The sequence below is a fragment of the Cupriavidus necator A5-1 genome (assembly GCF_000744095.1).
Taxonomy (GTDB): domain Bacteria; phylum Pseudomonadota; class Gammaproteobacteria; order Burkholderiales; family Burkholderiaceae; genus Cupriavidus; species Cupriavidus necator_A.
Genome location: NZ_JQLI01000008.1, coordinates 1,492,918 through 1,518,424, shown reverse-complemented (window position 1 = coordinate 1,518,424; position 25,507 = coordinate 1,492,918). Strand labels below are relative to the sequence as shown.

General features: G+C 68.0%; 23 protein-coding genes. 5 read left to right on the top strand and 18 right to left on the bottom strand.

The genetic code is table 11. The features are described from left to right. Positions 1-97 precede the first annotated feature (97 nt). Complete coding sequence (locus K307_RS31160) at positions 98-523, top strand: hypothetical protein (protein ID WP_042884809.1); 426 nt, start codon at positions 98-100, stop codon at positions 521-523. Positions 524-644: 121 nt separating this feature from the next. Here the strand turns inward: K307_RS31160 and ftsB are convergent, their stop codons facing one another. The 12 genes from ftsB to edd form a co-directional block, all read right to left on the bottom strand. Continuing rightward, positions 645-986, bottom strand: a complete 342-nt coding sequence (ftsB, locus tag K307_RS31155; protein WP_022534196.1) for a cell division protein FtsB — start codon at positions 984-986, stop codon at positions 645-647. Positions 987-1,154: 168 nt separating this feature from the next. Next, positions 1,155-2,444 carry a phosphopyruvate hydratase gene (gene eno / locus K307_RS31150; RefSeq protein WP_042884808.1) on the bottom strand — a complete coding sequence of 430 codons (1,290 nt, stop codon included), beginning with the start codon at positions 2,442-2,444 and terminating at the stop codon, positions 1,155-1,157. A 98-nt stretch (positions 2,445-2,542) separates the two neighbouring features. Continuing rightward, positions 2,543-2,836 carry a DUF1330 domain-containing protein gene (locus K307_RS31145; protein ID WP_042884807.1) on the bottom strand — a complete coding sequence of 98 codons (294 nt, stop codon included), beginning with the start codon at positions 2,834-2,836 and terminating at the stop codon, positions 2,543-2,545. Between the two features lie 82 nt (positions 2,837-2,918). Beyond that, entirely contained in the window at positions 2,919-3,788 is an 870-nt protein-coding gene (gene kdsA, locus K307_RS31140) for a 3-deoxy-8-phosphooctulonate synthase (protein WP_011614920.1), read from the bottom strand. Positions 3,789-3,816: 28 nt separating this feature from the next. Next, positions 3,817-5,469, bottom strand: a complete 1,653-nt coding sequence (locus K307_RS31135) for a CTP synthase (protein WP_042884806.1) — start codon at positions 5,467-5,469, stop codon at positions 3,817-3,819. A gap of 160 nt (positions 5,470-5,629) precedes the next feature. Next, on the bottom strand, positions 5,630-6,436 hold the full coding sequence (locus K307_RS31130) for an alpha/beta fold hydrolase (RefSeq protein WP_042884805.1): 807 nt from the start codon (positions 6,434-6,436) through the stop codon (positions 5,630-5,632). A 14-nt stretch (positions 6,437-6,450) separates the two neighbouring features. Continuing rightward, positions 6,451-7,272: a peptidase gene (locus tag K307_RS31125; RefSeq protein WP_042884804.1), complete on the bottom strand. Its 822-nt coding sequence runs from the start codon at positions 7,270-7,272 to the stop codon at positions 6,451-6,453. A 139-nt stretch (positions 7,273-7,411) separates the two neighbouring features. Then, a complete protein-coding gene (locus K307_RS31120) occupies positions 7,412-8,257 on the bottom strand; it encodes a transglutaminase family protein (protein ID WP_042884803.1) in 846 nt (281 codons plus the stop codon). Positions 8,258-8,316: 59 nt separating this feature from the next. Next, the gene (locus tag K307_RS31115; RefSeq protein ID WP_042884802.1) at positions 8,317-9,282 is read right to left on the bottom strand and encodes an alpha-E domain-containing protein; all 966 of its coding nucleotides are present in this window, start codon (positions 9,280-9,282) and stop codon (positions 8,317-8,319) included. Between the two features lie 55 nt (positions 9,283-9,337). Further along, entirely contained in the window at positions 9,338-10,813 is a 1,476-nt protein-coding gene (locus K307_RS31110; RefSeq protein ID WP_042884801.1) for a circularly permuted type 2 ATP-grasp protein, read from the bottom strand. A 302-nt stretch (positions 10,814-11,115) separates the two neighbouring features. Beyond that, positions 11,116-11,622: a gluconokinase gene (locus K307_RS31105; RefSeq protein WP_042884800.1), complete on the bottom strand. Its 507-nt coding sequence runs from the start codon at positions 11,620-11,622 to the stop codon at positions 11,116-11,118. Positions 11,623-11,773: 151 nt separating this feature from the next. Then, positions 11,774-13,681, bottom strand: coding sequence for a phosphogluconate dehydratase (gene edd, locus K307_RS31100; protein WP_042884799.1), 1,908 nt, complete (start codon positions 13,679-13,681; stop codon positions 11,774-11,776). 242 nt (positions 13,682-13,923) lie between these two features. On the opposite strand from edd, the gene K307_RS31095 reads away from it, so the two are divergent. Beyond that, complete coding sequence (locus K307_RS31095; RefSeq protein WP_042884798.1) at positions 13,924-14,916, top strand: MurR/RpiR family transcriptional regulator; 993 nt, start codon at positions 13,924-13,926, stop codon at positions 14,914-14,916. A gap of 4 nt (positions 14,917-14,920) precedes the next feature. Here the strand turns inward: K307_RS31095 and K307_RS50695 are convergent, their stop codons facing one another. The 5 genes from K307_RS50695 to K307_RS31075 form a co-directional block, all read right to left on the bottom strand. Then, the gene (locus K307_RS50695; protein WP_329955938.1) at positions 14,921-15,376 is read right to left on the bottom strand and encodes a hypothetical protein; all 456 of its coding nucleotides are present in this window, start codon (positions 15,374-15,376) and stop codon (positions 14,921-14,923) included. 27 nt (positions 15,377-15,403) lie between these two features. Further along, the gene (locus K307_RS31090) at positions 15,404-17,314 is read right to left on the bottom strand and encodes a DNA internalization-related competence protein ComEC/Rec2 (protein WP_329955937.1); all 1,911 of its coding nucleotides are present in this window, start codon (positions 17,312-17,314) and stop codon (positions 15,404-15,406) included. Positions 17,315-17,538: 224 nt separating this feature from the next. After that, on the bottom strand, positions 17,539-18,372 hold the full coding sequence (locus K307_RS31085) for a TatD family hydrolase (protein ID WP_042884796.1): 834 nt from the start codon (positions 18,370-18,372) through the stop codon (positions 17,539-17,541). Between the two features lie 12 nt (positions 18,373-18,384). Beyond that, complete coding sequence (gene lolD / locus K307_RS31080) at positions 18,385-19,125, bottom strand: lipoprotein-releasing ABC transporter ATP-binding protein LolD (RefSeq protein WP_042884795.1); 741 nt, start codon at positions 19,123-19,125, stop codon at positions 18,385-18,387. Beyond that, positions 19,118-20,368 carry a lipoprotein-releasing ABC transporter permease subunit gene (locus tag K307_RS31075; protein ID WP_042884794.1) on the bottom strand — a complete coding sequence of 417 codons (1,251 nt, stop codon included), beginning with the start codon at positions 20,366-20,368 and terminating at the stop codon, positions 19,118-19,120. Before K307_RS31075 ends, lolD begins: the two co-directional genes overlap by 8 nt. 149 nt (positions 20,369-20,517) lie before the next feature. Between K307_RS31075 and K307_RS31070 the strand changes: the two genes are divergently transcribed. Then, entirely contained in the window at positions 20,518-21,627 is a 1,110-nt protein-coding gene (locus K307_RS31070) for a hypothetical protein (RefSeq protein ID WP_042884793.1), read from the top strand. A gap of 39 nt (positions 21,628-21,666) precedes the next feature. Then, positions 21,667-23,364, top strand: coding sequence for a single-stranded-DNA-specific exonuclease RecJ (gene recJ, locus K307_RS31065; RefSeq protein WP_042884792.1), 1,698 nt, complete (start codon positions 21,667-21,669; stop codon positions 23,362-23,364). A 17-nt stretch (positions 23,365-23,381) separates the two neighbouring features. Here recJ and K307_RS31060 read toward each other — a convergent pair whose 3' ends face one another. Next, on the bottom strand, positions 23,382-24,095 hold the full coding sequence (locus tag K307_RS31060) for a peptidoglycan DD-metalloendopeptidase family protein (protein WP_042884791.1): 714 nt from the start codon (positions 24,093-24,095) through the stop codon (positions 23,382-23,384). A gap of 203 nt (positions 24,096-24,298) precedes the next feature. Between K307_RS31060 and prfB the strand changes: the two genes are divergently transcribed. Continuing rightward, positions 24,299-25,403, top strand: a protein-coding gene (gene prfB / locus K307_RS31055) for a peptide chain release factor 2 (RefSeq protein WP_155301296.1) whose coding sequence is annotated in 2 segments (ribosomal slippage) — positions 24,299-24,379 and positions 24,381-25,403 — 1,104 coding nt in all. Because the reading frame shifts where the segments join, the coding sequence is not laid out codon by codon here. The last annotated feature ends 104 nt before the right edge of the window (positions 25,404-25,507 follow it).

Genomic DNA, 25,507 nt, shown 5'->3' with positions numbered 1-25,507 from the left:
GCGGGGCGGCGCAACGGAAACATCCACTGCGCCGCCCAGTCCAATGGCTGTACGATTGCAGTACTAGCCGCAGTACCTAGCGAGCCGGAGACCTGCCATGTCCGCCCGAGCCTCCCACCCCCTGCCCGAAGATTCCCGCGCCACCACGGGGGCCGTCTCGCGCGGCAGGCTGGGTGGCGCCTGCGCTTCGGCGCTGGCCGGCGCCCTCCTGATGACTGGCGGCTGCGCGGACTTGCCGCGCGACGAAAATGGGTCGCCGCCGACGGCGCGGCTCGCGCCCAATGCCGTTCGGCCCGCGCGGCTGACGCCCGAGCAGCGGCAGAAACTCGATACGTTGAACCAGGAAGTGCTGCGCGAACAGGCGGACGCCATCGCGCGCCAACAGCAAGCCGAAGCATACGCGCGCGCGGCGTATCCCAACACGAGCTGGAGCCTGTTCTACGGTGGGTGGAGTGGCTGGGGCGGCGGCGTCAGCGTCGGCATGCCCGGCTACTGGGGCGGCTGGTATCCGTACTGGTGGTGACGGGCGGAGGGTGCTTTTAGGGGTCGCGAACCGGAGCGCTGCATTAGGGCCACGAACCCTCGCGTACGCTCCCCTCTCCCGCACGCGGGAGAGGGGAGCAAACCGGCATGATCGTTATGACTCAGTGGCGCGCCATGCCAGCCGCCGAATTCGGCGGCGGCGGCAGCGGCGGCGTGGCGCTGACCTTGGGTGCCGGCGCGACGAACTGCACAAACACCTCGCCTTCCTTCACCATGCCCAGCTCATAGCGGGCACGTTCCTCGATTGCGCCGGTGCCGTCCTGCAGGTCGGCGACTTCCCCTTCCAGCTTGGCGTTGCGCAGCTTGAGCGTCTGGTTGCGGGTGCCCTGCTCGGTCAGCTGCCGGTTCAGGTCCCAGACACGCAGCCAGCCACCCTTGCCCAGCCAGAGCGGATACTGGATCGCAAGCAGCAGCACGAACAACAGCAGCGAGATCAGACGCATGAAAGGTTGCGGACAAGAAATTCCGCACAATGATCTGCGAACTCAGGCCGGAAGGCAATTGCCAGGCAGATTTCGATACAAAAACGGCGGCCGGAAATCAATCCGTACCGCCGCCCTTTGCGAACCAGCACGTCATTCCCGCGCAGGCGGGAATGACGACCACAGGCCTTAGCGCAGGTTGTAGAACGCGCTCTTGCCCGGGTAGCTGGCGATATCGCCCAGGTCTTCCTCGATGCGCAGCAGCTGGTTGTACTTGGCGATGCGGTCCGAGCGCGACAGCGAGCCGGTCTTGATCTGGCCGGCGTTGGTGCCCACGGCGATATCGGCAATGGTGCTGTCTTCGGTTTCGCCCGAGCGGTGCGAGATCACGGCGGTGTAGCCGGCGCGCTTGGCCATCTCGATGGCGGCAAACGTTTCGGTCAGCGTGCCGATCTGGTTGATCTTGATCAGGATCGAGTTGCCGATGCCTTTCTCGATGCCTTCCTTCAGGATCTTGGTGTTGGTGACGAACAGGTCGTCGCCCACCAGCTGCACGCGCGTGCCCAGCTTCTCGGTCAGCGTCTTCCAGCCGTCCCAGTCGCCTTCGGCCATGCCGTCCTCGATCGACACGATCGGGAACTTGTCGCACAGGTTGGCCAGGTAGTCGGCAAACTGCGTCGACGACAGCTTCAGGCCTTCGCCCTCCAGCTGGTACACGCCCTCGCCTTCGTGGTAGAACTCGCTGGCGGCGCAGTCCAGCGCCAGCAGCACGTCTTCACCGGCGCGGTAGCCGGCCTTCTCGATGGCCTGCACCACGGTGTTCAGGCACTCTTCGTTGGACGAGAAGTTCGGGGCGAAGCCGCCTTCGTCGCCCACCGCGGTGGACATGCCCTTGTCGGCCAGGATCTTCTTCAGCGCGTGGAAGATCTCGGCGCCGCAACGCAGGGCTTCGCGGAAGCTGGTCTGCGACACCGGCATGATCATGAATTCCTGGATATCCAGGCTGTTGTTGGCGTGCGCGCCACCGTTGACGATGTTCATCATCGGCACCGGCAGCTGCATCGCGCCCGAGCCGCCGAAGTAGCGGTACAGCGGCAGGCCGGCCTCTTCAGCGGCGGCCTTGGCGACAGCCATCGACACGGCCAGTGTGGCGTTGGCGCCCAGGCGGCCCTTGTTCTCGGTGCCGTCGAGGTCGATCAGGGTGCGGTCCAGGAAAGCCTGCTCGGAGGCGTCCAGGCCCATGATGGCTTCGGAGATTTCGGTGTTGATGTGCTCGACGGCCTTCAGCACGCCCTTGCCCAGGTAGCGCGACTTGTCGCCGTCACGCAGTTCGATGGCTTCGCGCGAACCGGTGGAGGCGCCCGACGGCACGGCCGCACGGCCCATCACGCCGGATTCCAGCAGCACGTCGCATTCGACGGTGGGGTTGCCGCGCGAGTCGAGAACCTCGCGACCGATGATATCTACGATTGCACTCATGAATTCCTCTCTGACTGTTGATTCTTGCTGCTGCTGATTACTTCAACCTGTCCGCGTGGCAGGCGCATGCCATGCCTGCGGCCCGATTTCAACCGATCTCAGGCCGCGCCTTCCACCACGATCATGTTCATCGTCGCCGCATGCTCGCGCGCCTTGCGGGCGGCGCGATAGGCTTCGCCGTCATGGAACGACTTGGCGGCGTCATAGCTGGGGAATTTCAGCACCACGACGCGCGTCGGCGCCCACTCGCCCTCCAGCGGCTCGGTCGTGCCGCCGCGTACCAGCACCTCGGCGCCATGGATCTGCATGGCCTTGCTCGAGAGCACCTTGTACTCCTCGTACTGCTGGGGGTCGGTCACGTCGACGTAGGCGATGATATAGCCCGCGGCCATGGAATATCTCCCGATTTTTTGTATTGTCTTTCGATATGGTTTGTCACCACCGGCATTGCGGTGGTGACAAAACCGGGCCGGCTCAGGCGCAGGCCGGCCAGCCGAAGTTGTCTTCCAGGAAGCCGGCGCGCTTGACCAGCGTGTCCAGTTCCTTGAGCACGGCCAGCAGTTCCTTCATGCGCGACAGCGGCACCGCGTTGGGGCCATCGGACATGGCCTTGCTCGGGTCCGGGTGCGTTTCCATGAACAGGCCCGCCACGCCGGTGGCGACGGCGGCGCGCGACAGCACCGGCACGAACTCGCGCTGGCCGCCCGAGCTGGTGCCCTGGCCGCCCGGCAGCTGCACCGAGTGGGTGGCGTCGAACACCACCGGGGCACCGGTCTCGCGCATGATCGCCAGCGAGCGCATGTCGGACACGAGGTTGTTGTAGCCGAACGAGACACCGCGCTCGCAGGCCATGAAGACGTCATCGGGCAGACCGGCTTCGCGCGCGGCATCGCGGGCCTTGTCGATCACGTTCTTCATGTCGTGCGGCGCCAGGAACTGGCCCTTCTTGATATTCACCGGCTTGCCGCTTTGCGCGCAGGCACGGATGAAATCGGTCTGGCGGCACAGGAAAGCCGGCGTCTGCAGCACGTCCACCACGGCGGCGACAGGCTTGATCTCGTCGATCTCGTGGATGTCGGTCAGCACCGGCACGCCGATCTCGCGCTTGACGGTCGCCAGGATCTCCAGGCCCTTCTCCATCCCCAGGCCGCGGAACGACTTGCCCGACGAACGGTTGGCCTTGTCGAACGACGACTTGTAGATGAACGGGATGCCCAGTTCAGCGGTGATGGCCTTGAGCTCGCCGGCGGTATCCAGCGCCATCTGCTCGGACTCGATCACGCACGGACCCGCGATCAGGAAGAACGGCTTGTCGAGGCCGGCCTCGAATCCACAGAGTTTCATGACAGTCTCTCCTGCTTGCAGCCGGGCCTCAGGCGCCCTTGCGCTGCTGGCTGGCCAGCGCGGCTTCGACGTAGGCCTTGAACAGCGGATGGCCGTCGCGCGGGGTCGAGGTGAATTCCGGGTGGAACTGCACGCCGACGAACCAGGGGTGCATCGACTCGGGCAGCTCCATCATTTCCGGCAGGTTCTCGGTCGGGGTGCGGGCCGAGATCACCATGCCGGCCTTTTCCAGCGTCGGCACGTAGTGGTTGTTGACCTCGTAGCGGTGACGGTGGCGCTCGTTGACCTCGGCGCCGTAGATGGCGGCGGCCTTGGTGCCATCCTTGACCGGCACGCGCTGGGCGCCCAGGCGCATGGTGCCGCCCAGGTCGGAATCGGCCGAGCGCTGCTCGACCTTGCCTTCGCGGTCCACCCACTCGGTGATCAGCGCGACCACCGGGTGTTCGGTTTCCAGGTTGAACTCGGTCGAGTTGGCGTCACCCATGCCGGCCAGGTGGCGGGCAAACTCGATCACGGCCAGCTGCATGCCCAGGCAGATGCCCAGGTACGGGATCTTGTTCTCGCGGGCGTACTGGATCGCACGGATCTTGCCTTCCGTGCCGCGCTTGCCGAAGCCGCCCGGCACCAGGATGGCGTCCAGCGGGGCCAGCACTTCGAGGTGGCCCGATTCCAGTTCCTCGGAATCGATGTACTCGATGTTCACGCGCGTGGCGGTGTGCATGCCGGCGTGGCGCAGCGCCTCGATCAGCGACTTGTATGACTCGGTCAGGTCGACGTACTTGCCAACCATGCCGATGGTGATTTCGTGCTCGGGATTTTCCTGGGCCTTGACCAGCTTTTGCCACATCGACAGGTCGGCCGGCCTCGGATCCAGGCGCAGCTCCTCGCAGATCAGGCGGTCCAGGCCCTGCTCGTTGAGCATCTGCGGGATCTTGTAGATGCTGTCCGCGTCCCACACCGAAATCACGGCGTCTTGCGGGATATTGGCGAACAGCGAGATCTTGGCGCGCTCGTCGTCCGGAATCGGGCGGTCGGCGCGGCACAGCAGCGCGGTCGGCGAGATGCCGATTTCACGCAGCTTCTGCACCGAGTGCTGGGTCGGCTTGGTCTTCAGCTCGCCGGCGCTGGCGATGAACGGCACCAGTGTCAGGTGCACGAAGGCGCAATGGTTGCGGCCCATGCGCAGGCTCATCTGGCGCGCGGCTTCCAGGAACGGCAGCGATTCGATGTCACCCACGGTGCCGCCGATTTCCACCAGCGCAACGTCGGCCTTGCCGTCGTGCGACGCGGCCGCGCCCTTCTCGATGAAGGCCTGGATCTCGTTGGTGATATGCGGGATCACCTGCACGGTCTTGCCCAGGTATTCGCCGCGGCGCTCCTTGCGGATCACCGATTCGTAGATCTGGCCGGTGGTGAAATTGTTCGACTTGCGCATCTTGGCCGAGACGAAACGTTCGTAGTGGCCGAGATCGAGGTCGGTTTCCGCACCGTCTTCCGTGACAAACACCTCGCCATGCTGGAAGGGGCTCATCGTGCCGGGATCGACGTTGATGTAGGGATCTAGCTTGAGGAGGGTGACTTTGAGGCCGCGCGACTCAAGAATGGCCGCGAGCGAGGCAGCAGCGATGCCCTTGCCGAGAGAAGAGACGACGCCACCGGTGACGAAGACGAATTTGGTCATAAACCGAGCTTGCCGGGGAAATCGGGATTATACATGAGAGCCCGTTCCCCGCCGACCCGGAAATTGTGACATCACCCCTCTTTTGCGGGGCTGCGGCGGGTTGCAAACGGTAGCAAACAGGGGTTCAGCCGTCCTGCGGCGCATGCGCCGCCTGGGGGCTTCAGCGTCCGTCGCGGCGCATCGCCCCGATCAGATCCTGCACCAGTTGCGCGGTCTCCAGCGGCCGCTCCATCGGGTACAGGTGGCCGCCTTCGATAAAGCGCAGGTTCGGCCCCACCAGCTTGCGGGTGGCCCCCAGCCCGGCCTGGCGCACCTCGCGCGAGCGCGTGCCGGCGACGAATCCCACCGGCACCGGCGCGCCGCGCGCCACCTTGCGCCCCAGGCTGGTGGGCAGCGTGCGGTAGATCCAGTATTCGACCTCGCGGCTGAAGCGCAGCCGGCGCTCCTTGTCCTTGCCGGTGGGCTCGGTGCCGTGGATGGCGTAGTCGCGCAGCACTTCCTCGTCCCACACCGCGAAGTTCGGCTTGGAGCGAAAGTGTTTCCACACCGCCTCGGCATCGGGCCAGTGGGTGCGGCGGTTCTTGGTCACCGCGGCCGGGCCCGGCTTCTCGTCCACGCCGAGCCATTGCGCCGTCTTCAGCAGCGAAGCGCGCCAGCCGGCGATGATCGGCGAATCCAGCATCACCACGCCACGCACCCGATCGGGACGCCGCAGCGCCGCCATCAGCGACAGGAAGCCGCCCAGCGAGTGCCCCACCAGCCACACCGGCGCATGGTACTGGCGGTCGATCTCGCCCAGCAGTTCTTCCACCAGGTGCGGCCAGCCGCGCGTGACCGGGAACTGTGGCTTGTGTCCGTAGCGGTCCACCGCGCGGAACTCGAAGTCGTCTTCCAGCGCCGCGAACAGCTTGCGGTAGGTGGTCACCGGGAAGCCGTTGGCATGAGAAAAATGGATGATCTCGCGCATCGCCGCTCCGCCGCCTAATCCTGGGTGCGCGCGGGATTGCGCCTGGCGCGCACCGGCTGGCCCCAGCAATCCGGCTCGCCGGCGCGCGCCAGCGGGAATTCCGCCGGCTCGGTGGGATTCCATTCCGGGTTCTGGATCTCGCCGAAGACCTGGCGCAGGCGTTGCCCCCAGGTGTCGCGGATCATGCGGAAGTAGGTGTTGCGCTCATCGATGTTGACGAAGCGCGTGACGCGCAGCGAATCGGCCTCGTAGACCAGCAGGTCCAGCGGCAGCCCGACCGAGATATTGGACTTGAGGGTCGAGTCCATCGAGATCAGCGCGCATTTGGCGGCCTCGCCCAGCGGCAGCGACGGGTGCACCACCCGGTCGATGATGGGCTTGCCGTACTTGGCCTCGCCAATCTGGAAGTAGCAGTTCTCGGGCGTGGCCTCGACAAAGTTGCCGGCCGCGTAGACGTTGAACAGCCGCACCCGCTCGCCGCGGATCTGGCCGCCGAAGACCAGGCTGACATTGAATTCGATGCCGGCGTCGCGCAGTGCGTGCGCATCGCGCTTGTGCACCTGGCGCACAGCCTCGCCGACGATGGAGGCGGCCTCGAACATGTCGCGCGCGTTCCATAGCGAACGCTTCTCGTCATGATTCTCGGCCAGGATCTGGCGCACCGACTGGCTGATGGCCAGGTTGCCGGCGGTCAGCAGCACCATCACACGGTCGCCGGGTTCTTCGAACACCGTCATCTTGCGCGCCGTGGAAATGGCGTCTACTCCGGCATTGGTGCGGGAGTCGGACAGGAATACCAGGCCGGCATCCAGCCGCATGGCTACACAATACGTCATGGTCTTGTTGTGTTGTTCTTCACGGCGGCCCCTGAAGAGTTCGACGGGGGCCGGTGGGCTGCATTACCCCGGATTCTAGCGCCGGTGCCTCGGCACTGGGCCCTGTCTGGAATCAAGCACCTAATTGGCGCAGCTGCGCTCAGTCCTGGGCCGGAAGTGGCGCGATACTGACATTTACCTCCAGCGTTTCGCCGGAGCCTCCTTCAAGAATGCCCCGGACTGGTGCGGCGGACTGGTAGTCGCGCCCCACCGCAAGGCGCACATGGCGCTCATCGGTCACGCAGGCGTGCGTAACGTCGATACTGCACCATAGTTCGCGCTCGGCATCCAGGCTGATGTCCGCCCAGGCATGGCTCGCCATTTCGGTGGCGGCCGGATCATAGAAGTATCCGCTCACATAGCGCGCGGGGATGCCCAGCGCTCGGCACGCTGCCACCATCACCTGCGCCTGGTCCTGGCATACGCCGCTGCCCAGGCTGAAGGCCTCGGCCGCAGAGGTGCCGACATCAGTCGTATTGGGCTTGTAGCGCACCCGCTCGGCAATGCCCTGGGCCAGCGCCAGCAGCGCCGGGATGTCATGGCCGGCGGCCAGGAACGGTGCGGCGAACGCCTGCATTTCCGGTGGCGCCGTGGTCAGCGGCGTGCTGCCGAGGAAGTACAGCGGCGATACCCGCGACTCGCCGGGGGGCGGCACATCGCAGAACGCGTGATGGCCGTCGCGGTCGAGGTCGCCATGGGGCGGCAGGACTTCCACCTCGCCGCTGGCCTCGATGGCGATGGTGCTGGTGGGCCCGGCGACGGTGAAGTTGTGCACGATATTGCCGAAGCCGTCGCGTGCCGCCGACGGGTTGCCGGGCGTGGCCAGCTGCCAGCGGTGCACGGTCTGCAGCGGGCCCGAGCGCGGCTCGAGCCGCACCTCGTGCACGCTGCGGCGCACCGGCTCGGCGTAGCGGTAGACAGTATGGTGGTGGATCTTGTATTTCACGATATCAGGGCGCGGCGCGGCGGCGGCAGCACATGGCGATCGCCGCCGGCAGGCCCATGTCAGGCCACCTGCAGCGGCACGAGGAAGTCCCGGCTGATGCCATTGCCGAGATCGCCGATGCGCTCCAGGAAGCTGGTCAGGTACGCATGCAGGCCGACGGCAAAGATATCGTCGATCCGCGCGTACTTCAGGTCGGCGTGGAGTTTACCAGCCTGGCGCTCGGTTTCCGCCGACTGCTGGTTGTGCACCGTGCCGAGGATTGCCACCACCTCGTCCATGCTCGATACCAGCGAGCGCGGCATGTCCGGGCGCAGGATCAGCAGCTCGGCCACGCGCTGCGGCGTGATCACCGCGCGATAGACCTTGCGGTACACCTCGAAGCCCGATACCGAGCGCAGCACCGCGGCCCAGTGGTAGAAGTCGTTCTGGTCGCGGCTGGGGTCGCGGTGAACTTCGCTGTCGTCGCTGGCCGAGGCCTGGAACTTGACGTCAAGAATACGCGCGGTGTTGTCCGCGCGCTCCAGGAACGTGCCCAGCCGCATGAAGTGGAAGGCGTCATCCTTGAGCATGGTGCCGAACTGCACGCCGCGCGCCAGGTGCGAGCGGAACTTGACCCACTCGAAGAACGCCGACGGGTCCTCCTTCAACACGCCGTCGGCGATCATGCGCTGTACCTCCAGCCAGGTGGTGTTGACGGTCTCCCAGACCTCGGTGGTCAGCGAGCCGCGCACCGCGCGCGCGTTCTCGCGCGCCGCGCGCAGGCAGGCCATGATCGACGAGGCGTTGGTCATGTCGCGCACCATGAAGTCGATCACGTCGTCGCGCGACAGCAGCCCGTACTTGTGGTCGAAGGCTTGCGTCAGCTCGGAGATATCGAGCATGGCCCACCAGCCCTGCTCGGCCACCTCGGCCGATTGCGGCAACAGCGAGGTCTGGTAGTTGACGTCGAGCATGCGGGCGGTGTTCTCCGCGCGCTCGGTATAGCGGGCCATCCAGAACAGGTGGTCGGCAGTACGGCTCAGCATGTCGGCTCTCCTCGCGTGGCGGCGGCAGTCTTTATTACGTGGTTGGTTGTCGTCGTCATCGTTCCAGCACCCAGGTATCCTTGGTACCGCCCCCTTGCGAGGAATTGACCACCAGCGAGCCTTCGCGCAGCGCCACGCGGGTCAGCCCGCCGGGCACCATGCGCACTTCCTTGCCCGACAGCACGAACGGCCGCAGGTCGATATGGCGCGGCGCAATGCCCGCCTCCACATAGGTCGGGCAGGTCGACAGCGCCAGCGTCGGCTGCGCGATATATTGCTCCGGCCGTGACTTGACCACCTCACGGAAGGCATCGATCTCCGCGCGCGTGGCGGCCGGCCCCACCAGCATGCCGTAGCCGCCGGCGCCGTGGGTTTCCTTGACCACCAGCTCGTCCATGTGCTCGAGCACGTATTGCAGGTCGTCCGGGCGCCGGCACATATACGTGGGCACGTTGCTCAGGATCGCCTCTTCGCCAAGGTAGAAGCGGATCATGTCCGGCACGTACGGGTAGATCGACTTGTCGTCGGCCACGCCGGTGCCGATCGCATTGCAGATGGTCACGTTGCCGGCGCGGTAGACCGACAGCAGCCCCGCCGCGCCCAGCGCGGAATCGGGCCGGAACACCAGCGGGTCGAGGAAGTCGTCGTCGACGCGGCGGTAGATCACGTCGATGCGCTGCGGTCCCTGCGTGGTGCGCATGAACAGGTGGTCGTCCTCGACGAAGAGGTCGCTGCCTTCCACCAGCTCCACCCCCATCTGCTGCGCCAGGAAGGCGTGCTCGAAGTAGGCCGAGTTGTACATGCCGGGGGTCAGCACCACCACGGTGGGATCGGCGATGGCCTGCGGCGAGACGCCGCGCAGCATGTCGAGCAGCAGGTCGGGATAATGCGCGACCGGCGCCACGCGGTTGCGCGCGAACAGGTCGGGGAACAACCGCATCATCATCTTGCGGTTCTCCAGCATGTACGACACGCCCGAGGGCACGCGCAGGTTGTCTTCCAGCACGTAGAACTCGCCCTCGCCGGCGCGCACCACGTCGATGCCGGCCACATGCGCGTAGATGTCGCGCGGCACGTCGACGCCGAGCATCTCGGGCCGGTACTGGGCGTTGTTGTAGATCTGGTCGGGCGGGATCACGCCGGCGCGGATGATGTCCTGGCCGTGGTAGATGTCGTGGATAAAGCGGTTCAGCGCCGCCACGCGCTGGCGCAGGCCTTTTTCCAGCAGCGCCCATTCGCTGGCCGGGAAGATGCGCGGGATCACGTCGAACGGGATGGTGCGCTCGGTGCCGCTGTTGGCTTCGTCCTTGTCGCCGTAGACGGCAAAGGTAATCCCCACGCGCCGGAAGATGAGGTCTGCCTCGGCGCGCTTGTTGTCCATGGTGCTTTCGGACTGTCGCGCCAGCCAGTCCGCGAAATGGCGGTAGTGTTGGCGCACTGCGCCGTCGGGCAACGCTTGCCCCGCCTGGATGACCGAGGGCGCGCCGTCTGCGCGCCAGTCCAGCATCTCGTCGAAATACCGCCCCGCCATGATGGCCGTTCCTCCATGTCGCGGGCGTCCGGTGCCTGCCACTTCCTCGTTGCTACCGGCGCCCTGGTTTTGCCCTGGCTGTCCTGCCCCAAGCCCGCCGCGCGCTGCCCGTTTTGGGGGGTGCCGCGGCGATGCTGTCGAGTCACTGGCCCTTTCAGCATACTTGTGCCGGCGAAAGCCGCAAGCTGGCGGACCCCTGCCGGCACGGAAAGTGAACTAGCAAGATGTCTGCCAGCGCACGTAAAAAACGGCCGCCAGCGAGGCTGGCGGCCGTTTGCAGCCCGGGAGGAACGGTGCGGCGGTCAGCGCGTCGCGCCGGCGCCCTGCGCTGCGTTGGCCCGCAGAATCGTGTCCACCAGCGCTTCGGGGGACTGCCGGATATCGAGCACCAGCGCGTCGCGCGGTTCCTCGAGGGTATCGAACTGGCTTTGCAGCAGGTCCGGGTTGAAGAAGTGCTCGGTACGCTCGGACAGGCGCTGGCCGATCAGCGACGCATCGCCCTTCATGAAGACGAAGGTCACGCCGCCGTCGGGCGGCGTCAGCCGGTCGCGGTACGCCTGGCGCAGCGCCGAGCAGGTGAACACGTGCGTGCGGCCCTCGGCCCGGGCGGTGTCGATGGCGGCGCGCATTGCCGCCAGCCAGGGCCAGCGGTCTTCGTCGGTCAGCGGGATGCCCGCGTGCATCTTGGCCTTGTTGGCGTCGCTGTGGAATGCGTCGGCGTCATCGAAGCCGCAGCCCAGGCGCTGCGCCAGCAACTGGCCGACCGTGGTCTTGCCGCTGCCAGAAACGCCCATCAGGATATAGATCATGTCTGCTCCGTCGGTCTTGGTATCGGATGGTGTGGCCATCCTTGTCGGTCCTTGTCCAGCCTGACGTCCTTGCGCTGACGCAAAAGGCGTCCGGGGGGGGCGCTGCCGCCCCCGCTGGAAACTTCAGGGGAAAAATCGGCCTCTGGCCTGGCTATTGTGCGACGGATTGCGCCACGCCGGCAGGCTTGCGCCCGCTCGCGCCGGTTTTGGCATCCGCGGCGGCATCCGCCTCGGACAGGTCGAGTGCGCTGCCGCCCTCTTCCGCGATGCGCGCATGGCGGCGGAACAGGCCGAACAGGCCCCGTCCCAGGCTGAACTGCGCAAAGTCGTCGGCCGGCGCGGCGACCAGGTCGCGCGCCGAGAACTCACCTTCGTCGCCCAGCCATTGCAGCGTGCCGGCGACGGCGTCAACGCGGACGCGGTCGCCGTCGCGCACGCGCGCCAACGGCCCGCCGGCGAGCGCCTCCGGGCCGACGTGGATCACCGCCGGCACCTTGCCCGACGCGCCGGACATGCGGCCGTCGGTCACCAGCGCCACCTTGTGGCCGGCGTCCTGCAGCGCGCCCAGCACCGGCGTCAGCCGGTGCAACTCGGGCATGCCGTTGGCGTTGGGGCCCTGGAAGCGCACCACGGCGACCAGGTCGCCTGTGAGCTCGCCGGCATCGAAGGCGGCCTGCAGCCCTTCCTGCGAATCGAACACCCGCACCGGCGCCTCGACCACGCGGTGCTCCGGCGCGACCGCCGACACCTTGATCACGCCGCGGCCCAGGTTGCCCTGCATCAGCCGCAGCCCGCCCTCGGGCGAGAATGGCGCCGCGGCGCTGGCCACCACCTGCTCGTCGCCGCTTTGCGCCGCGCCGTCGCGCCAGCGCAGCACGCCGTCGGTCATCACCGGCTCCTGCGTGTAGCGCGCCAGGCCGGGACCGGCCACGGTCTGCACGTCCTCGTGCAGCAGCCCGGCCTGCAACAGCTCGCGAATGACCAGGCCGGCGCCGCCGGCGGCGTGGAAGTGGTTCACGTCAGCCGAACCGTTCGGGTAGACGCGCGCCAGCAGCGGCGTGATGCGCGACAGGCGGTCGAAGTCGTTCCAGTCGATCACGATCCCGGCCGCGCGCGCCATCGCCACCAGGTGGATGGTGTGGTTGGTCGAGCCGCCGGTGGCCAGCAGGCCGACCATCGCGTTGGCGATGGCGTATTCGTCGACGATGCGCGCCAGCGGCAGGTATTGGTCGCCACGCGCACGCAGCTCGATGGCCCGCTGCGCCGCGGCAGCCGTCAGCGCGTCGCGCAGGCCGCTGTCCGGATGCACGAAGGCCGCACCCGGCAGGTGCAGGCCCATGATTTCCATCAGGAACTGGTTGCTGTTGGCGGTGCCGTAGAAGGTGCAGGTGCCGGCGCCGTGGTAGGCCTGGCATTCGGCCTCGAGCAGCGCGTCGCGGCCGACCTTGCCGGTGGCGTAGAGCTGGCGCACGCGCGCCTTTTCCTTGTTGGACAGGCCAGTGGCCATCGGCCCCGCCGGCACGAACACCATCGGCAGGTGGCCGAACTGCAGCGCGCCCATCAGCAGGCCCGGCACGATCTTGTCGCATACGCCCAGCATCAGCGCCGCGTCGAAGGTGTTGTGCGACAGCGCGACCGCGGTGCCCATGGCGATCGCGTCGCGCGAGAACAGCGACAGCTCCATGCCCGGATTGCCTTGCGTGATGCCGTCGCACATCGCCGGCACGCCGCCCGCCACTTGCGCCACCGCGCCGACCGCGCGCGCCGCTTCCCGGATCACGCCGGGGTAGCGCTCGTAGGGCTGGTGCGCCGACAGCATGTCGTTGTAGGCGGTGACGATGCCGAGGTTGGGCGCATGGTCGACGCGCAGCTTGAGCTTGTCGTTGGCCGGCAGCGCGGCAAAGCCATGCGCCAGGTTGGCGCAGGACATGCCGCGCAGCGGGCCCAGCTCGGCCTGTGCGCGCTCGCAGCGGGCAAGGTAGGCAGCACGGCTGGCGCGGCTGCGCTCGACGATGTGTTCGGTGACGGCCAGAAGCTCGGCATGGACGGCGATGGGCATGGCGCAGACGTTCCTTGTGGGCTTGGCGACGGCACGGCATGACCTGCCGTCGCATGTAGAATTTCTACATTATACCGATCGCCGGTCCGACGTCGATTGGGCAATGCGTCACAATGGCGCTTAATTGCGCAGGATTCTGGAAAACCCTGACTGCAAACCACACCCGATTTTGGGCATGATGCCGCGCCAATCTTGTAGAATCTCTACATATTATCTAATCAACATTTCCCACCCCCGCCGCCATGCGCGACCGAATCCTTGCCGTCTACGACACGCTCCGCCCTTCCGAACGCCGCCTGGCGGACTACGTCGCCCGGCATGGCGCCGCCGTGATCCGGCTGTCGATGCCCGAACTGGCCGAGCGCGCCGGCGTATCGCAGCCGACCATCGCGCGCTTCTGCGCGGCGCTGGGCTATGACGGTTTCCGCGAATTCAAGCTGCAGTTTGCGCAGAACGTCGGCGGCGGCACGCCCTTCGTGCACCAGGACGTGGAGGCGCACGACCGCCCCGCCGATATCGCCGGCAAGGTCTTCGACCGCACCATCGCCACGCTGATGAGCGTGCGCAATGCGCTGTCGGCCGACCAGATCGAGCACGGCATCCAGCTGCTGGCCAGCGCGCGCCGCATCGAGTTCTATGGCTGCGGCAACTCCGGCATCGTCGCGCTGGATATCCAGCACAAGTTCTTCCGCCTGGGCATGCCGACCGTGGCCTATTCCGATCCGCATGTGTTCAGCATGTCGGCAGCGCTGCTCGGCCCCGGCGACGTGGCCGTACTGGTCTCCAACAGCGGCCGCACCTGGGACATGCTGACCGCCGCCACGCTGGCGCGCAGCAGCGGCGCCAGCGTGCTGGCCATCACCCACAGCGGCTCGCCGCTGGCGCGGCTGGCCGACGTGTGCGTGTTCTCGGACGTCGAGGAAGACAGCGAGGTCTATACGCCGATGACCTCGCGCATCAGCCACCTGGTGCTGGGCGACGTGCTGGCCGCCGGCGTGGCGCTGGCGCGCGCGGATACGGTCGCGGCCGGCCTGCAGCGCGCCAAGGCGCATCTGCGCGAACGGCGCATCGCCGGCGCCGAGCCGGCACGGGCGGTACCGCCCGCCAAAGGCCGCGCAAAGCCGGCGACTGCGCCCGCGGAAGACCCGGCAGATCCGGCTGCCGCGGCGCAAACACGCAAGCGCGGCGGCACCGCGCAGCCCGCTACCCGCACGCGCCGCCGCAAGGCCGACTGACCGGCTAACGCGGCGCCAGCGGCCGTGCCCGCCAGTAGCGGGGCTCAGCCTGCCGGAACATGGACAGCACATAGCCCGCCGGCGACGTCGTCATGGTCACCGCCCCGGTTTCGTCGGTGCGGTAGCGCAGGATGCCGGCGCCGCCATAGCGCTCCCACACCTCGGCCTGCGGGTGGCGATAGCGGTTGGCATAGCCGAGCTGAAACACCGCCGCGTGCGGGCGCACCGCGTCCAGCCAGCCCGCGCCTGAGGACGTGCCGCTGCCATGGTGCGCTACCACCAGCCCGTCGGCTCGCAACCCGGCACCAGGCTCGCGCTCGATCAATGCGCGCTCTTCCGCCAGCCCGATATCGCCGGTCAGCAACAGGCTGTGCCGCGCCGTGTCCACGCGCAGCACACAGCTGGGGGCGTTGCTGGCGACCACGGCACGCCGTGCATGCCCGGCGAGCGGACGCAGCACCGCGAAGCGCACGCCGTCCCACGCCCATTACTGGCCTGCCGCACACGGCGTCCAGTCATCGCGCTCTGGCCCGAGCAGCGCGTGCTGTGCCGGCGCCCCGGTGCTGCGCGCGGCCACCGCCACTGCAGCGGACACATCCGCCACACCGCCGGCATGGTCGGCATCCTCATGGCTGACCATCAGGTGATCGAGCCGCCCGATGCCCGCGCCGCGCAACAGCGGCACCACCACCTGCGCCCCGGCACTCGATCCCAATGCATAGCCAGGTCCGGCGTCGTACGGCAGCGCAAGCGAGCGCGTCTGCACCAGCACCGCGGTGCCCTGCCCCACGTCCAGCATCACCGCCCGGAACTCGCCGTGCGGCACCGGCGGGCCGCGTGCCAGCACCATCGGCAACATCAGCAGACCGCCGTGCAGGCGCACCCGAGCCGTGACGGGAGGTGCAACCAGCAATGCCACCCCGATTGCAGCCAGCAGCAGCGGCACCGGTCCGGCGCTGGCCGCTTCCCACATCGCCCACGGCAGCCCGGATAGCCACGCCGCCAGCACCGCGGCCAGCCACACGATCGCCTGGTGCGCGACCACCAGCACGGGCATGGCCAGCAGGGACAGTGGCGTCACCAGCAGGCTCACGACCGGGATCGCTACAGCACTGGCGAACGGCGATACCACCGACACCTGCCGGAACAGCAGCAGCGTCAGCGGCACCAGCCCGATGGTCACCGGCCATTGGGTGTGCGCCGCGGCGGCCAGCGTCGTCCGCAAGCGTTGCCAGCGTCCTTCCGGCACGGCATCGCGCCCGAGCCGCGCGGCGAAGAAGATCACCGCCACCGCGCCGAAGGACAGCCAGAAGCCCGGCGACATCACCGCCCACGGATCCAGCAGCAACGCCACCAGCGCTGCCCACGCCAGCACCACGGATGCCGGCGGCGCGCGTGCGCCCCAGACCGCAATCGCCGCCACGCACAGCATCGCCACAGTACGCAGCGCCGGAGTCTGCATGCCGGCCAGCAGCCCATACGTCAGCGCACTGGTCACCGCGGCCACCAGCGCCGCCTGACGGGCCGGCAGCCACAGCGGCAACGGCCGGCGCAGCCAGCGGCCGAGGCCGAACGAGTGCCGCCACAACAACGCCGCCGCCGACGCCACCATGCCGGCAATCATGGTGATATGCAGCCCCGAGATGGCGACCAGGTGGCTGATGCCCGTACGCCGGAACAGCTGCCAGTCGTCGGCCTCGATGCCGCGCTGGTCGCCGATCACCAGCGCGATCACCACGGCGCCGAAGCGGGCCTCGGGCGGCAGCGCCGCGCGCAGGTGGTCGCGCACGGCGGCGCGTTGGGCTTCGATGCGCCATGCCAGCCGCTCTCCTGACGCGTCCTGAGGCGGGCCATTTGCGCGGCGCACATAGCCGGTGGCGCCATAGCCCTGCGCCAGCAGCCAGTAGGCGTAATCAAAACCGAAAGGATTGGCGAGCCCGCGCGGACGTCTCAGCCGTACGGTCAGCGTCAGGCGCTGCCCGGGGCGCAGGTCAGGCGGTGCGCCGCGCCAGTTGAGGACCACGCGGCCGGGCAACTGCATGTCCGCTTCGGCCTGCTCGACGGTGAAGGCGAAACGCGTCCCGCCGGCGGTATCCGCCGGCAGCCCCGACACCACGCCGCGCACATCGAGATCGCGCGACTCCAGCGCCGCGGGCAACCAGTCGCGCATGCGCAGTTCGGCGCGCCAGGCGGCCCAGCAGAACGCGGCACCGAACGCGAGGCCGGCGAACGCAACGCCGCGCAGCGCGACACGGAGCCGCCTGCCTCGCATGGCCATGCCGATGGCGACCAGCAACACTGCCAGCGCAGCCAGCAGCAACGCATACTGAGACGGCAGCGTTGCCTGCTGCTGCAGCACCCAGCACCCTGCGACGAAGGCCACCACGAACCAGCGCACCACAACGCTCCTGCATGTTTCGCACAGTGAGGGTTGTACCGCCGCAGCGGGGCTGGAAGCTTGTCAAGCTGTCAGGAGGAAGTGAAGTTGTGTGACTGGCATCCGTGGATGGATGCCAGGGATTGGAAGGTGGTGAGGTACTGCTAGCGCCTGCCCTCTCCCCCGGCCCCTCTCCCGCGCGCGGGAGAGGGGAGCAAACCGTGCGAATGCGGGACGCGCTGGCTTCAACCCAATCGCGGCGCCATGCTCTCGGCAAACGCCGCCAGCCGCGGCAATGCGTCCACGGCATTGCGCCATGTCGCCTGCGCCAGCGTGGGCGCATCGATGCCGCGCAGCTCGCCCATCACGCGCGCCACGCCCGCAACCTCCGCCGGCGTATTACGCACCTTGTGCTGCTCGCCGAACTGGTCGTCCGACAGCCATGCCGGGGCAATATCGGGCGCATCGGTTTCCAGCACCAGCGCTTCCAGCGGCAACTCCGTCGCCAGCCGACGGATCTGCCGCGCGCGGCTGAACGTGACGTTGCCGCCAAAGCCCAGCTTCATCCCCTGCTCGACAAAACGCCGCGCCTGCTCGTTGCTGCCGTTGAACGCATGCGCAATGCCTCGCCTGACGCCCAGCTTGCGCAGTTGCGCGCCGACCTGGTCCTGCGACTTGCGCACATGCAGCAGCACCGGCAGGTCGAATTCGCGCGCGACCTTCAGTTGCTCGGCATAGAGCCAGGTCTGGTGTTCGGCATCGAGCCCGGCCACGAAGAAATCGAGCCCGATCTCGCCGATGCCGACAAAACGCGGATCGCCCATGCTGGCCGCCACTTCGCGCCGCAGCGTGTCCACATCCGCCTGGCCCGCCCCGGGCGAGCACAGCGGGTGGATGCCGAGCGCATAGACGCAGCGCGCATCCTGCCGCGACAGCGCGCGTACGGCCTCGAAATTCCATACCGCCACCGCCGGCACCACAATGCCGCGCACGCCGGCGGCCTCGGCCGCATCGGCCACCTGGCGGCGGTCAGCGTCGAACTCGCTGGCGTCGAGGTGGCAATGGGTGTCGATCCACATGGGCGGGCCGGCTCAGCGTTCCTGGTGCAGGTGGCCGTCGCGCAACCGCAGCACGCGGTCGCAGCGTCCGGCCAGGTCCAGGTCGTGGGTGACGATGACAAAGCTGGTGCCGAGCGTGCGCGACAGCTCCAGCATCAGGTCATAGACGCCGCCGGCGGTGTGGTCGTCGAGGTTGCCGGTGGGCTCGTCGGCCAGCACGCAGGCGGGCTGCCCCACCAGCGCGCGGGCGATGGCCACGCGCTGGCGCTCACCGCCCGACAGCTCGCCGGGCCGGTGCTTGGCGCGCTCGCCCAGTCCTACGCGCTCCAGCATTGCCTGCGCCACGCCGCGCGCGTCATGCTGGGTCAGGCCGCGGATGCGCATCGGCATCGCCACGTTGTCCAGCGCAGTGAATTCCGGCAGCAGGTGGTGGAACTGGTAGACGAAACCCAGCGAGCGATTGCGTACCACATTGCGTTCGCGCTCGCGCAGCGCGGTAAAGGGCTTGCCGAGCAGCGCGACGCGGCCCGAGTCGGGATTGTCGAGCCCGCCCAGCACATGCAGCAGCGTGCTCTTGCCCGAGCCCGACGCGCCCACGATGGCGACCTTCTCGCCCGCATCGACGCGTACATCGACGCCACGCAGCACGTCCACGTCGAGTTCGCCCTGGCGGAAGCGCTTGGTCAGTCCTTCGGCCACCAGCACCGGCGTGCCGGTGCGCGGCTGCCCGGTGGCGGGCGTGGGGGTATCTGCGTGCAACACGGCCTCACTCATAGCGCAGCGCCTCCGCCGGGTTGACGCGGGCGGCACGCCAGCTGGGGTAGAGCGTGGCCAGCGTGGCCAGCACGAAGGAGATGATGCCGATGGTGGCGATGTCGTTCACGCGGGGATCCGAAGGCAGTTCGCTGATGAAATAGATGTCGCGCGGCAGGAACTGCACCTGCAGCACGCGTTCGATAAAGGGCACGATCACGTCGATATTGGTGGCGATCAGCGTGCCGCCGGCCACGCCCAGCACCGTGCCGATAAAGCCGATGGCCACGCCCTGCACGATAAAGATCTTCATGATCGAGCGGGGCTGCGCGCCCATGGTGCGCAGGATGGCGATATCGGCCTGCTTGTCGGTGACGGTCATCACCAGCGTCGACACCAGGTTGAACGCGGCCACGGCGATGATCAGCGTCAGGATGATGAACATCATGCGCTTCTCGGTCTGCACCGCGGCGAACCAGTTGCGGTTCTGCTTGGACCAGTCGCGCAGATAGAGCTCGCCCGACAGCGTGCCGGCGAGCTGCCGGGCCACCTGCGGCGCGCGCTGCATGTCTTCCAGCTTCAGCCGCACGCCGGTGGGGCCGCTCAGGCGGAACAGGGTCTCGGCGTCGTGCATGTTGACCAGCGCCAGCGCGCTGTCGAACTCGAAGTGTCCCGACGAGAAGATGCCGGTCACGGTGAACTGCTTGAGCCGCGGCAGCACGCCCGCCGGCGTGATGGTGCCCTGCGGCGCCACCAGCGTGACCTTGTCGCCGACCTGCACGCCCATGGCGTTGGCCAGCTCGTTGCCGAGCGCGATACCGAATTCGCCCGGCGCCAGCGCGTTCATGCTGCCGGCCTTGAACTGGTTGCCGATGTCGGAGACCTTGGGCTCCTGCGACGGCTCCACGCCGCGCAGCAGCACGCCACGCACGGCGTCGTCCCGGGTCAGCATGGCCTGTGCCGCCACGTAGGGGGCAGCGCCAACCACTTCCTTGTTCTGCATCGCCTCGGCCGCAGTCTTCTGCCAGTCCGGCAGCGCCGACGGGCCGATCACTTCGATATGCGACAGCACCGACAGCATGCGGTCGCGCACCTCCTTCTGGAAGCCGTTCATCACCGACAGCACCACGATCAGCGCGGCCACGCCGAGCGCGATCCCCAGCATCGAGATCATCGAGATGAACGAAATGAAGGTGTTGCGGCTGGCGCGCTTGCTTGCGCGGGTGTATCGCCAGCCGATCTGCCACTCGTAGGGAAAGTTCAAGAGGATTCCTGTTGTTTCGGGAAAGCGCGGCAGCCCGGTAAAGGGTCGCCGGCGGCACGCTTGCGCGCCCTGGCGTGCGTCGCCCCGGTCACGCAACGGCGTGTCGCGGGAGTGGCGCGAGCCAGCCGGGAGTTTACAATCTCGCCACCATGATGACGCACCTGACCCTGATTGTGCCCTTTTCCGTCCCGCCGGGCGCCGGCGACGACGGCCGGGACGATGTCGTGCCCGGCGCGCTGCTGCGGCAGTTGGAGCTGCCCGCGCTCGGAAAGTTGCTGACCCGGGCCGAGCCCGGCCCGCGCGAGCAGCACGACGACCCCTTTCTGCGCAGTCTGCCGCAAGAACGCTGGCTGGCCGACAAGGCGGGGCTTGACACCAGCCGGGTGCCGTTGGCGCCCTATATGCGGCTGGCCGACAGCGGTGCGACCGGCCCGGCGGCCGCGGACGGCCAGGCCTGGGCCTGCCTGCAGCCGGTGCATATCCACGCCGCGCGCGACCATCTGGTGCTGATGCCGCCGGGGCAGCTCAATCTCCGCCCCGAGGAATCCGCCGCCCTGTACGCCGCCATCGAAGGGCTGCTGCAGGAATCCGGCATCGCGGTGGAAGCCCCCTGCCCGTCGCGCTGGTACCTGCCCGAGGCGGTGTTCGGCCCGCTGGAGGCCACCACACCGCTGCGCGCCGCCGGGCGCAACATCGATATCTGGATGCAGGCCGGCGAGCGCGCCCGCGACTGGCGCCGCATCCAGAACGAAATCCAGATGACCTGGTACGACCACCCGGTCAACCAGGCCCGCGAAGCCGCCGGCGAGCCGACCGTCAACTCGGTCTGGCTGTACGGCGGCGGCACCCTGCAACCGGTGCCGCGGCTGGCCGACACGGTGCTGAGCGGCGATCCCTTCCTCGGCGGCCTGGCGCTGGCCGCCGGCAGCCGCGTGCTGCCGGTGCCGGCGGGCCTGGCGGGCACGGCGGGGCTGGAAGGCCTGGTGCTGGCCATGCTGGACCACGCCACCGAGGCGCATATCTTCGAGGACTGGGGCCTGTGGCTGGACCGCATGCACGCGCTCGACGCCGACTGGTTCGGCCCGGCGCTGGACGCGCTCGCCGCCGGCCAGATCGGCGCGGTGACGCTGGTGCTGGGCGGAGAGAACCACTTCGCCGAGTTCACCGTGCGTCGTGCCGACCTGCGCAAGTTCTGGCGCGGCATGGGCTCGCGCGGCGACTGGCGCGCCTTGCTGTCCGACCTCGGCTTCGCCGCCTGACCCGCTGCAGCCGACCCGAAACCTTCACCTGCCCCGCCCATGACCCGGATCGCCATCCGCCAATATTCCCCCGAACACGCCAGCTCGTTGGCCGCCGCCGGCCTGCATCCCACGCTGGCCCGCATCCTGGCCGCGCGCGGCGTGGCCCGCACCGCCGAACTCGCGACCGATCTGCCCGAACTGGTGCCGCCCGCCGCGATGAAGGGCATCGGTCACGCCGCCACTTACCTGGCCGACGCGATCGCTGCCGGCAAGCGCCTGCTGATCGTCGCCGACTATGACTGCGACGGCGCCACCGCTTGCGCCGTGGGCGTGCGCGGGCTGCGCATGCTGGGCGCGCGGGTCGAGTACATCGTGCCCAATCGCTTCGAGTACGGCTACGGCCTGACGCCGGAGATCGTGGCGCTGGCGGCGAAGCAGCAGCCGGACGTGATCGTCACGGTCGACAACGGCATCGCCAGCGTCGACGGCGTGGCCGCGGCCAATGCGCTGGGCATCGACGTGGTGGTGACCGACCACCACTTGCCGGGCGCGGAGTTGCCGGAAGCCGCGGTGATCGTCAACCCCAACCAGCCGGGCTGCGAGTTCCCCAGCAAGAACCTGGCGGGCGTGGGCGTGATGTTCTACGTGCTGCTGGCGCTACGCGCGGAGCTGCGCAACCGTGGGGTCTATACGCAGGCGACCCAGCCGCCGCTGCAGACGCTGCTGGACCTGGTGGCGCTGGGCACCGTGGCCGATGTGGTCAAGCTCGACACCAACAACCGCATCCTGGTGGCCCAGGGCCTGCGCCGCATGCGCGCCGGGCGCATGCAGCCCGGCGTGGCGGCGCTGTTCCGCGCGGCGGGCCGCGAGGCCTCGCGCGCTAATACCTTCGACCTCGGGTTCGGCCTCGGTCCGCGCCTGAACGCGGCCGGGCGGCTGGCGGACATGTCTCTCGGCATCGAATGCCTGCTGACCGACGATGCCAACCGCGCCTGGGAAATCGCGCAGGAGCTGGACAGCATGAACCGCGAGCGGCGCGATATCGAGGCCGGCATGCAGCAGGAAGCGCTGCAGATCCTGGAGCAGCCGCTGGCCGGCCCGGACCCGTCGGCGCGCTTTACCGTCAGCGTGTTCAACGACACCTGGCACCAGGGCGTGATTGGCATCGTGGCGTCGCGGCTGAAGGACAAGTTCCACCGCCCCACCATCACCTTCGCGCCGGGCGACGAGGCCACCATCAAGGGCTCGGGCCGTTCGATCCCCGGCTTCCACCTGCGCGATGCGCTTGACCTGGTGTCCAAGCGCCATCCCGGCATGCTGGTCAAGTTCGGCGGCCATGCGATGGCGGCCGGCCTGACCGTGCGCGCCGAGCGCTTTGCCGAATTCCAGGAAGCGTTCGAATCGATCGGCAAGGAATGGCTGACCGATGACCAGCTCGCACGCGTGATCGAGACCGACGGCGATATCGAGGACCAGTGCTTCAGCCCGGAATTCGTCACGCTGCTGGAGCAGCAGGTGTGGGGCCAGGGCTTCCCGGCGCCGACCTTCTGCGGCGAGTTCGACGTGCTGCGCCAGAGCGTGCTCAAGGGCAAGCACCTGAAGCTTCAGCTCGGGCGCGGCAGCCAGCGCTTCGACGCGATCTGGTTCAACCACGCCGACTCGCTCGGTGCCAGCGCGCAGGTGGCCTACCGGCTCGACAACAACACCTTCAACGGCGTCACGCGGGTACAACTCGTGATCGAGCACGCGCAATAGAATGCCCGGGGGGGCGCTCAGCCCCGCGCCGGCAGGTAGTTGGCCGGATCGACCGGCTTGCCGTTGCCGCGCACCTCGAAATGCAGCTCGCTCGCGCTCGCGCCCATGCGGCCCACGTCCTGGCCGGCGGAGACTTGCGCGCCTTCGCTGACCAGCGGCTGGTCCAGGTTGCCGTACACGGTCAGCCAGTCGTCGTTGTGCTTGACGATCACCAGCATGCCGTAGCCACGCAGGTTGCCCACGTGGATGGCCCGTCCGGCGGCGGCGGCGCGCACCGTCCCGTTGGCCGGCACGCCGATGCTCAGGCCCTTGCTGGCCGGCGGCGAGAAGCCGGCCGTGACGCGGCCGTCGGCCGGCCATTGCAGGCGGATGCCGCTGGCGGGCGGCTTCGACGCGCCACTGTCCACGCGCGGGGTCTCGGTGACGGTCTGGCCGGTGCCGGCAGACGCTGACGCGCTTGCGCCGGGCGGCCGCACGCGGATCAGCTGGCCGACCTCGATCTGGTCCGGGCGGCCCAGGTCGGGGTTCCAGCGGGTCAGGTCGCGCACGCTGCGGCGATGCTTGCGGGCGATCGAATAGAGTGTGTCGCCGCGCTCCACACGGTAAAAACCGTCCGGCGCCGGCCCGCTGTCCATGGTGCTGCAGCCCGTTGCGGCCATGGCCGCGGCGGCCAGCAGCAGGCCCAGCGCGCGGCGCCGGCCTGGCTCGATGTCATGTCTGGTTTGCGTCATTCGTCCCTGTTCGTTGTCTTGCCGGGGGCGGCTTACAAATGGGTATTATCGCCGCGTGCACGGCCCGGCACCGCCGGATAGACCGTTTCGGGCGCGTTCCGTTCGCCGTCCAGGGCCCGCGAACCGGCCCGAATCCCTGAATCCGCGCCCGAATCGGGGTCCCGATCCGCTATAATTCAAGGTTTTCGAAGCGCAGGAACATCATGGAAGCAGAACGCCTCAACGCCATCTCCGGTGCCATCTCCGATCTCCGTTCCCGGACGGAAGATCTACGGGGGTATCTTTGACTACGATGTCAAAGTAGGAAGGCTGGACGAAGTCAACGGCTTGCTGGAAGACCCCGACGTCTGGAACAACCCCAAGCGGGCCCAGGACCTCGGCAAGGAAAAGAAGGCACTCGAGGGCGTGGTAAGCGTCCTCGGCAAGCTCACCGACGACCTTAGCGGCGCCGAGGAGCTGTTCGAACTCGCCAGGGAAGAAGGCGACGACGACACGCTGGAAGCGATCGAGGCCGACGTCACAGGCTTCGAGGAGATCGTCGCGGGCATGGAATTCCGCCGCATGTTCTCCGGCGAGATGGACCAGGCCAACGCCTTTATCGACATCCAGGCCGGCGCCGGCGGCACCGAAGCGTGCGACTGGGCCTCGATGCTGCTGCGCCAGTACCTGAAGTACTGCGAGCGCAAGGGCTTCAAGGCCGAGGTGCTGGAAGAGTCCGAAGGCGACGTGGCCGGCATCAAGAGCGCGACCATCAAGATCGAGGGCGAATACGCCTTCGGCTACCTGCGTACCGAGACCGGCGTGCACCGCCTGGTGCGCAAGTCGCCGTTCGATTCGTCGGGCGGGCGCCATACCTCGTTCTCGTCGGTGTTCGTCTACCCCGAGGTCGACGAATCGTTCGAGGTCGAGGTCAACCCGGCAGACCTGCGCGTGGATACCTACCGCGCCTCGGGCGCCGGCGGCCAGCACATCAACAAGACCGATTCGGCGGTGCGGATCACGCACATCCCGACCGGCATCGTGGTGCAGTGCCAGAACGACCGCTCGCAGCACCGCAACCGTGCCGAGGCCATGTCGATGCTGAAGTCGCGCCTGTACGAGCATGAGATGCGCAAGCGCCAGGCCGAGGCCGACAAGCTCGAAGCGGGCAAGACCGACGTGGGTTGGGGCCACCAGATCCGTTCCTACGTGCTGGACCAGAGCCGCATCAAGGATCTGCGTACCAACGTGGAAATGTCCAACACCCAGAAGGTGCTGGACGGCGACCTGGACCCGTTCATCGAGGCCAGCCTGAAGCAGGGACTATAAGGCCGTACCGGGCCGCCCGCCCCGCGCCCTGCGGCGCGGCGGTGGCGCCCGCGGCGGCACAGCAACATCACCGCAATCGCTGGATCATCGCTGTACCGCCGCCC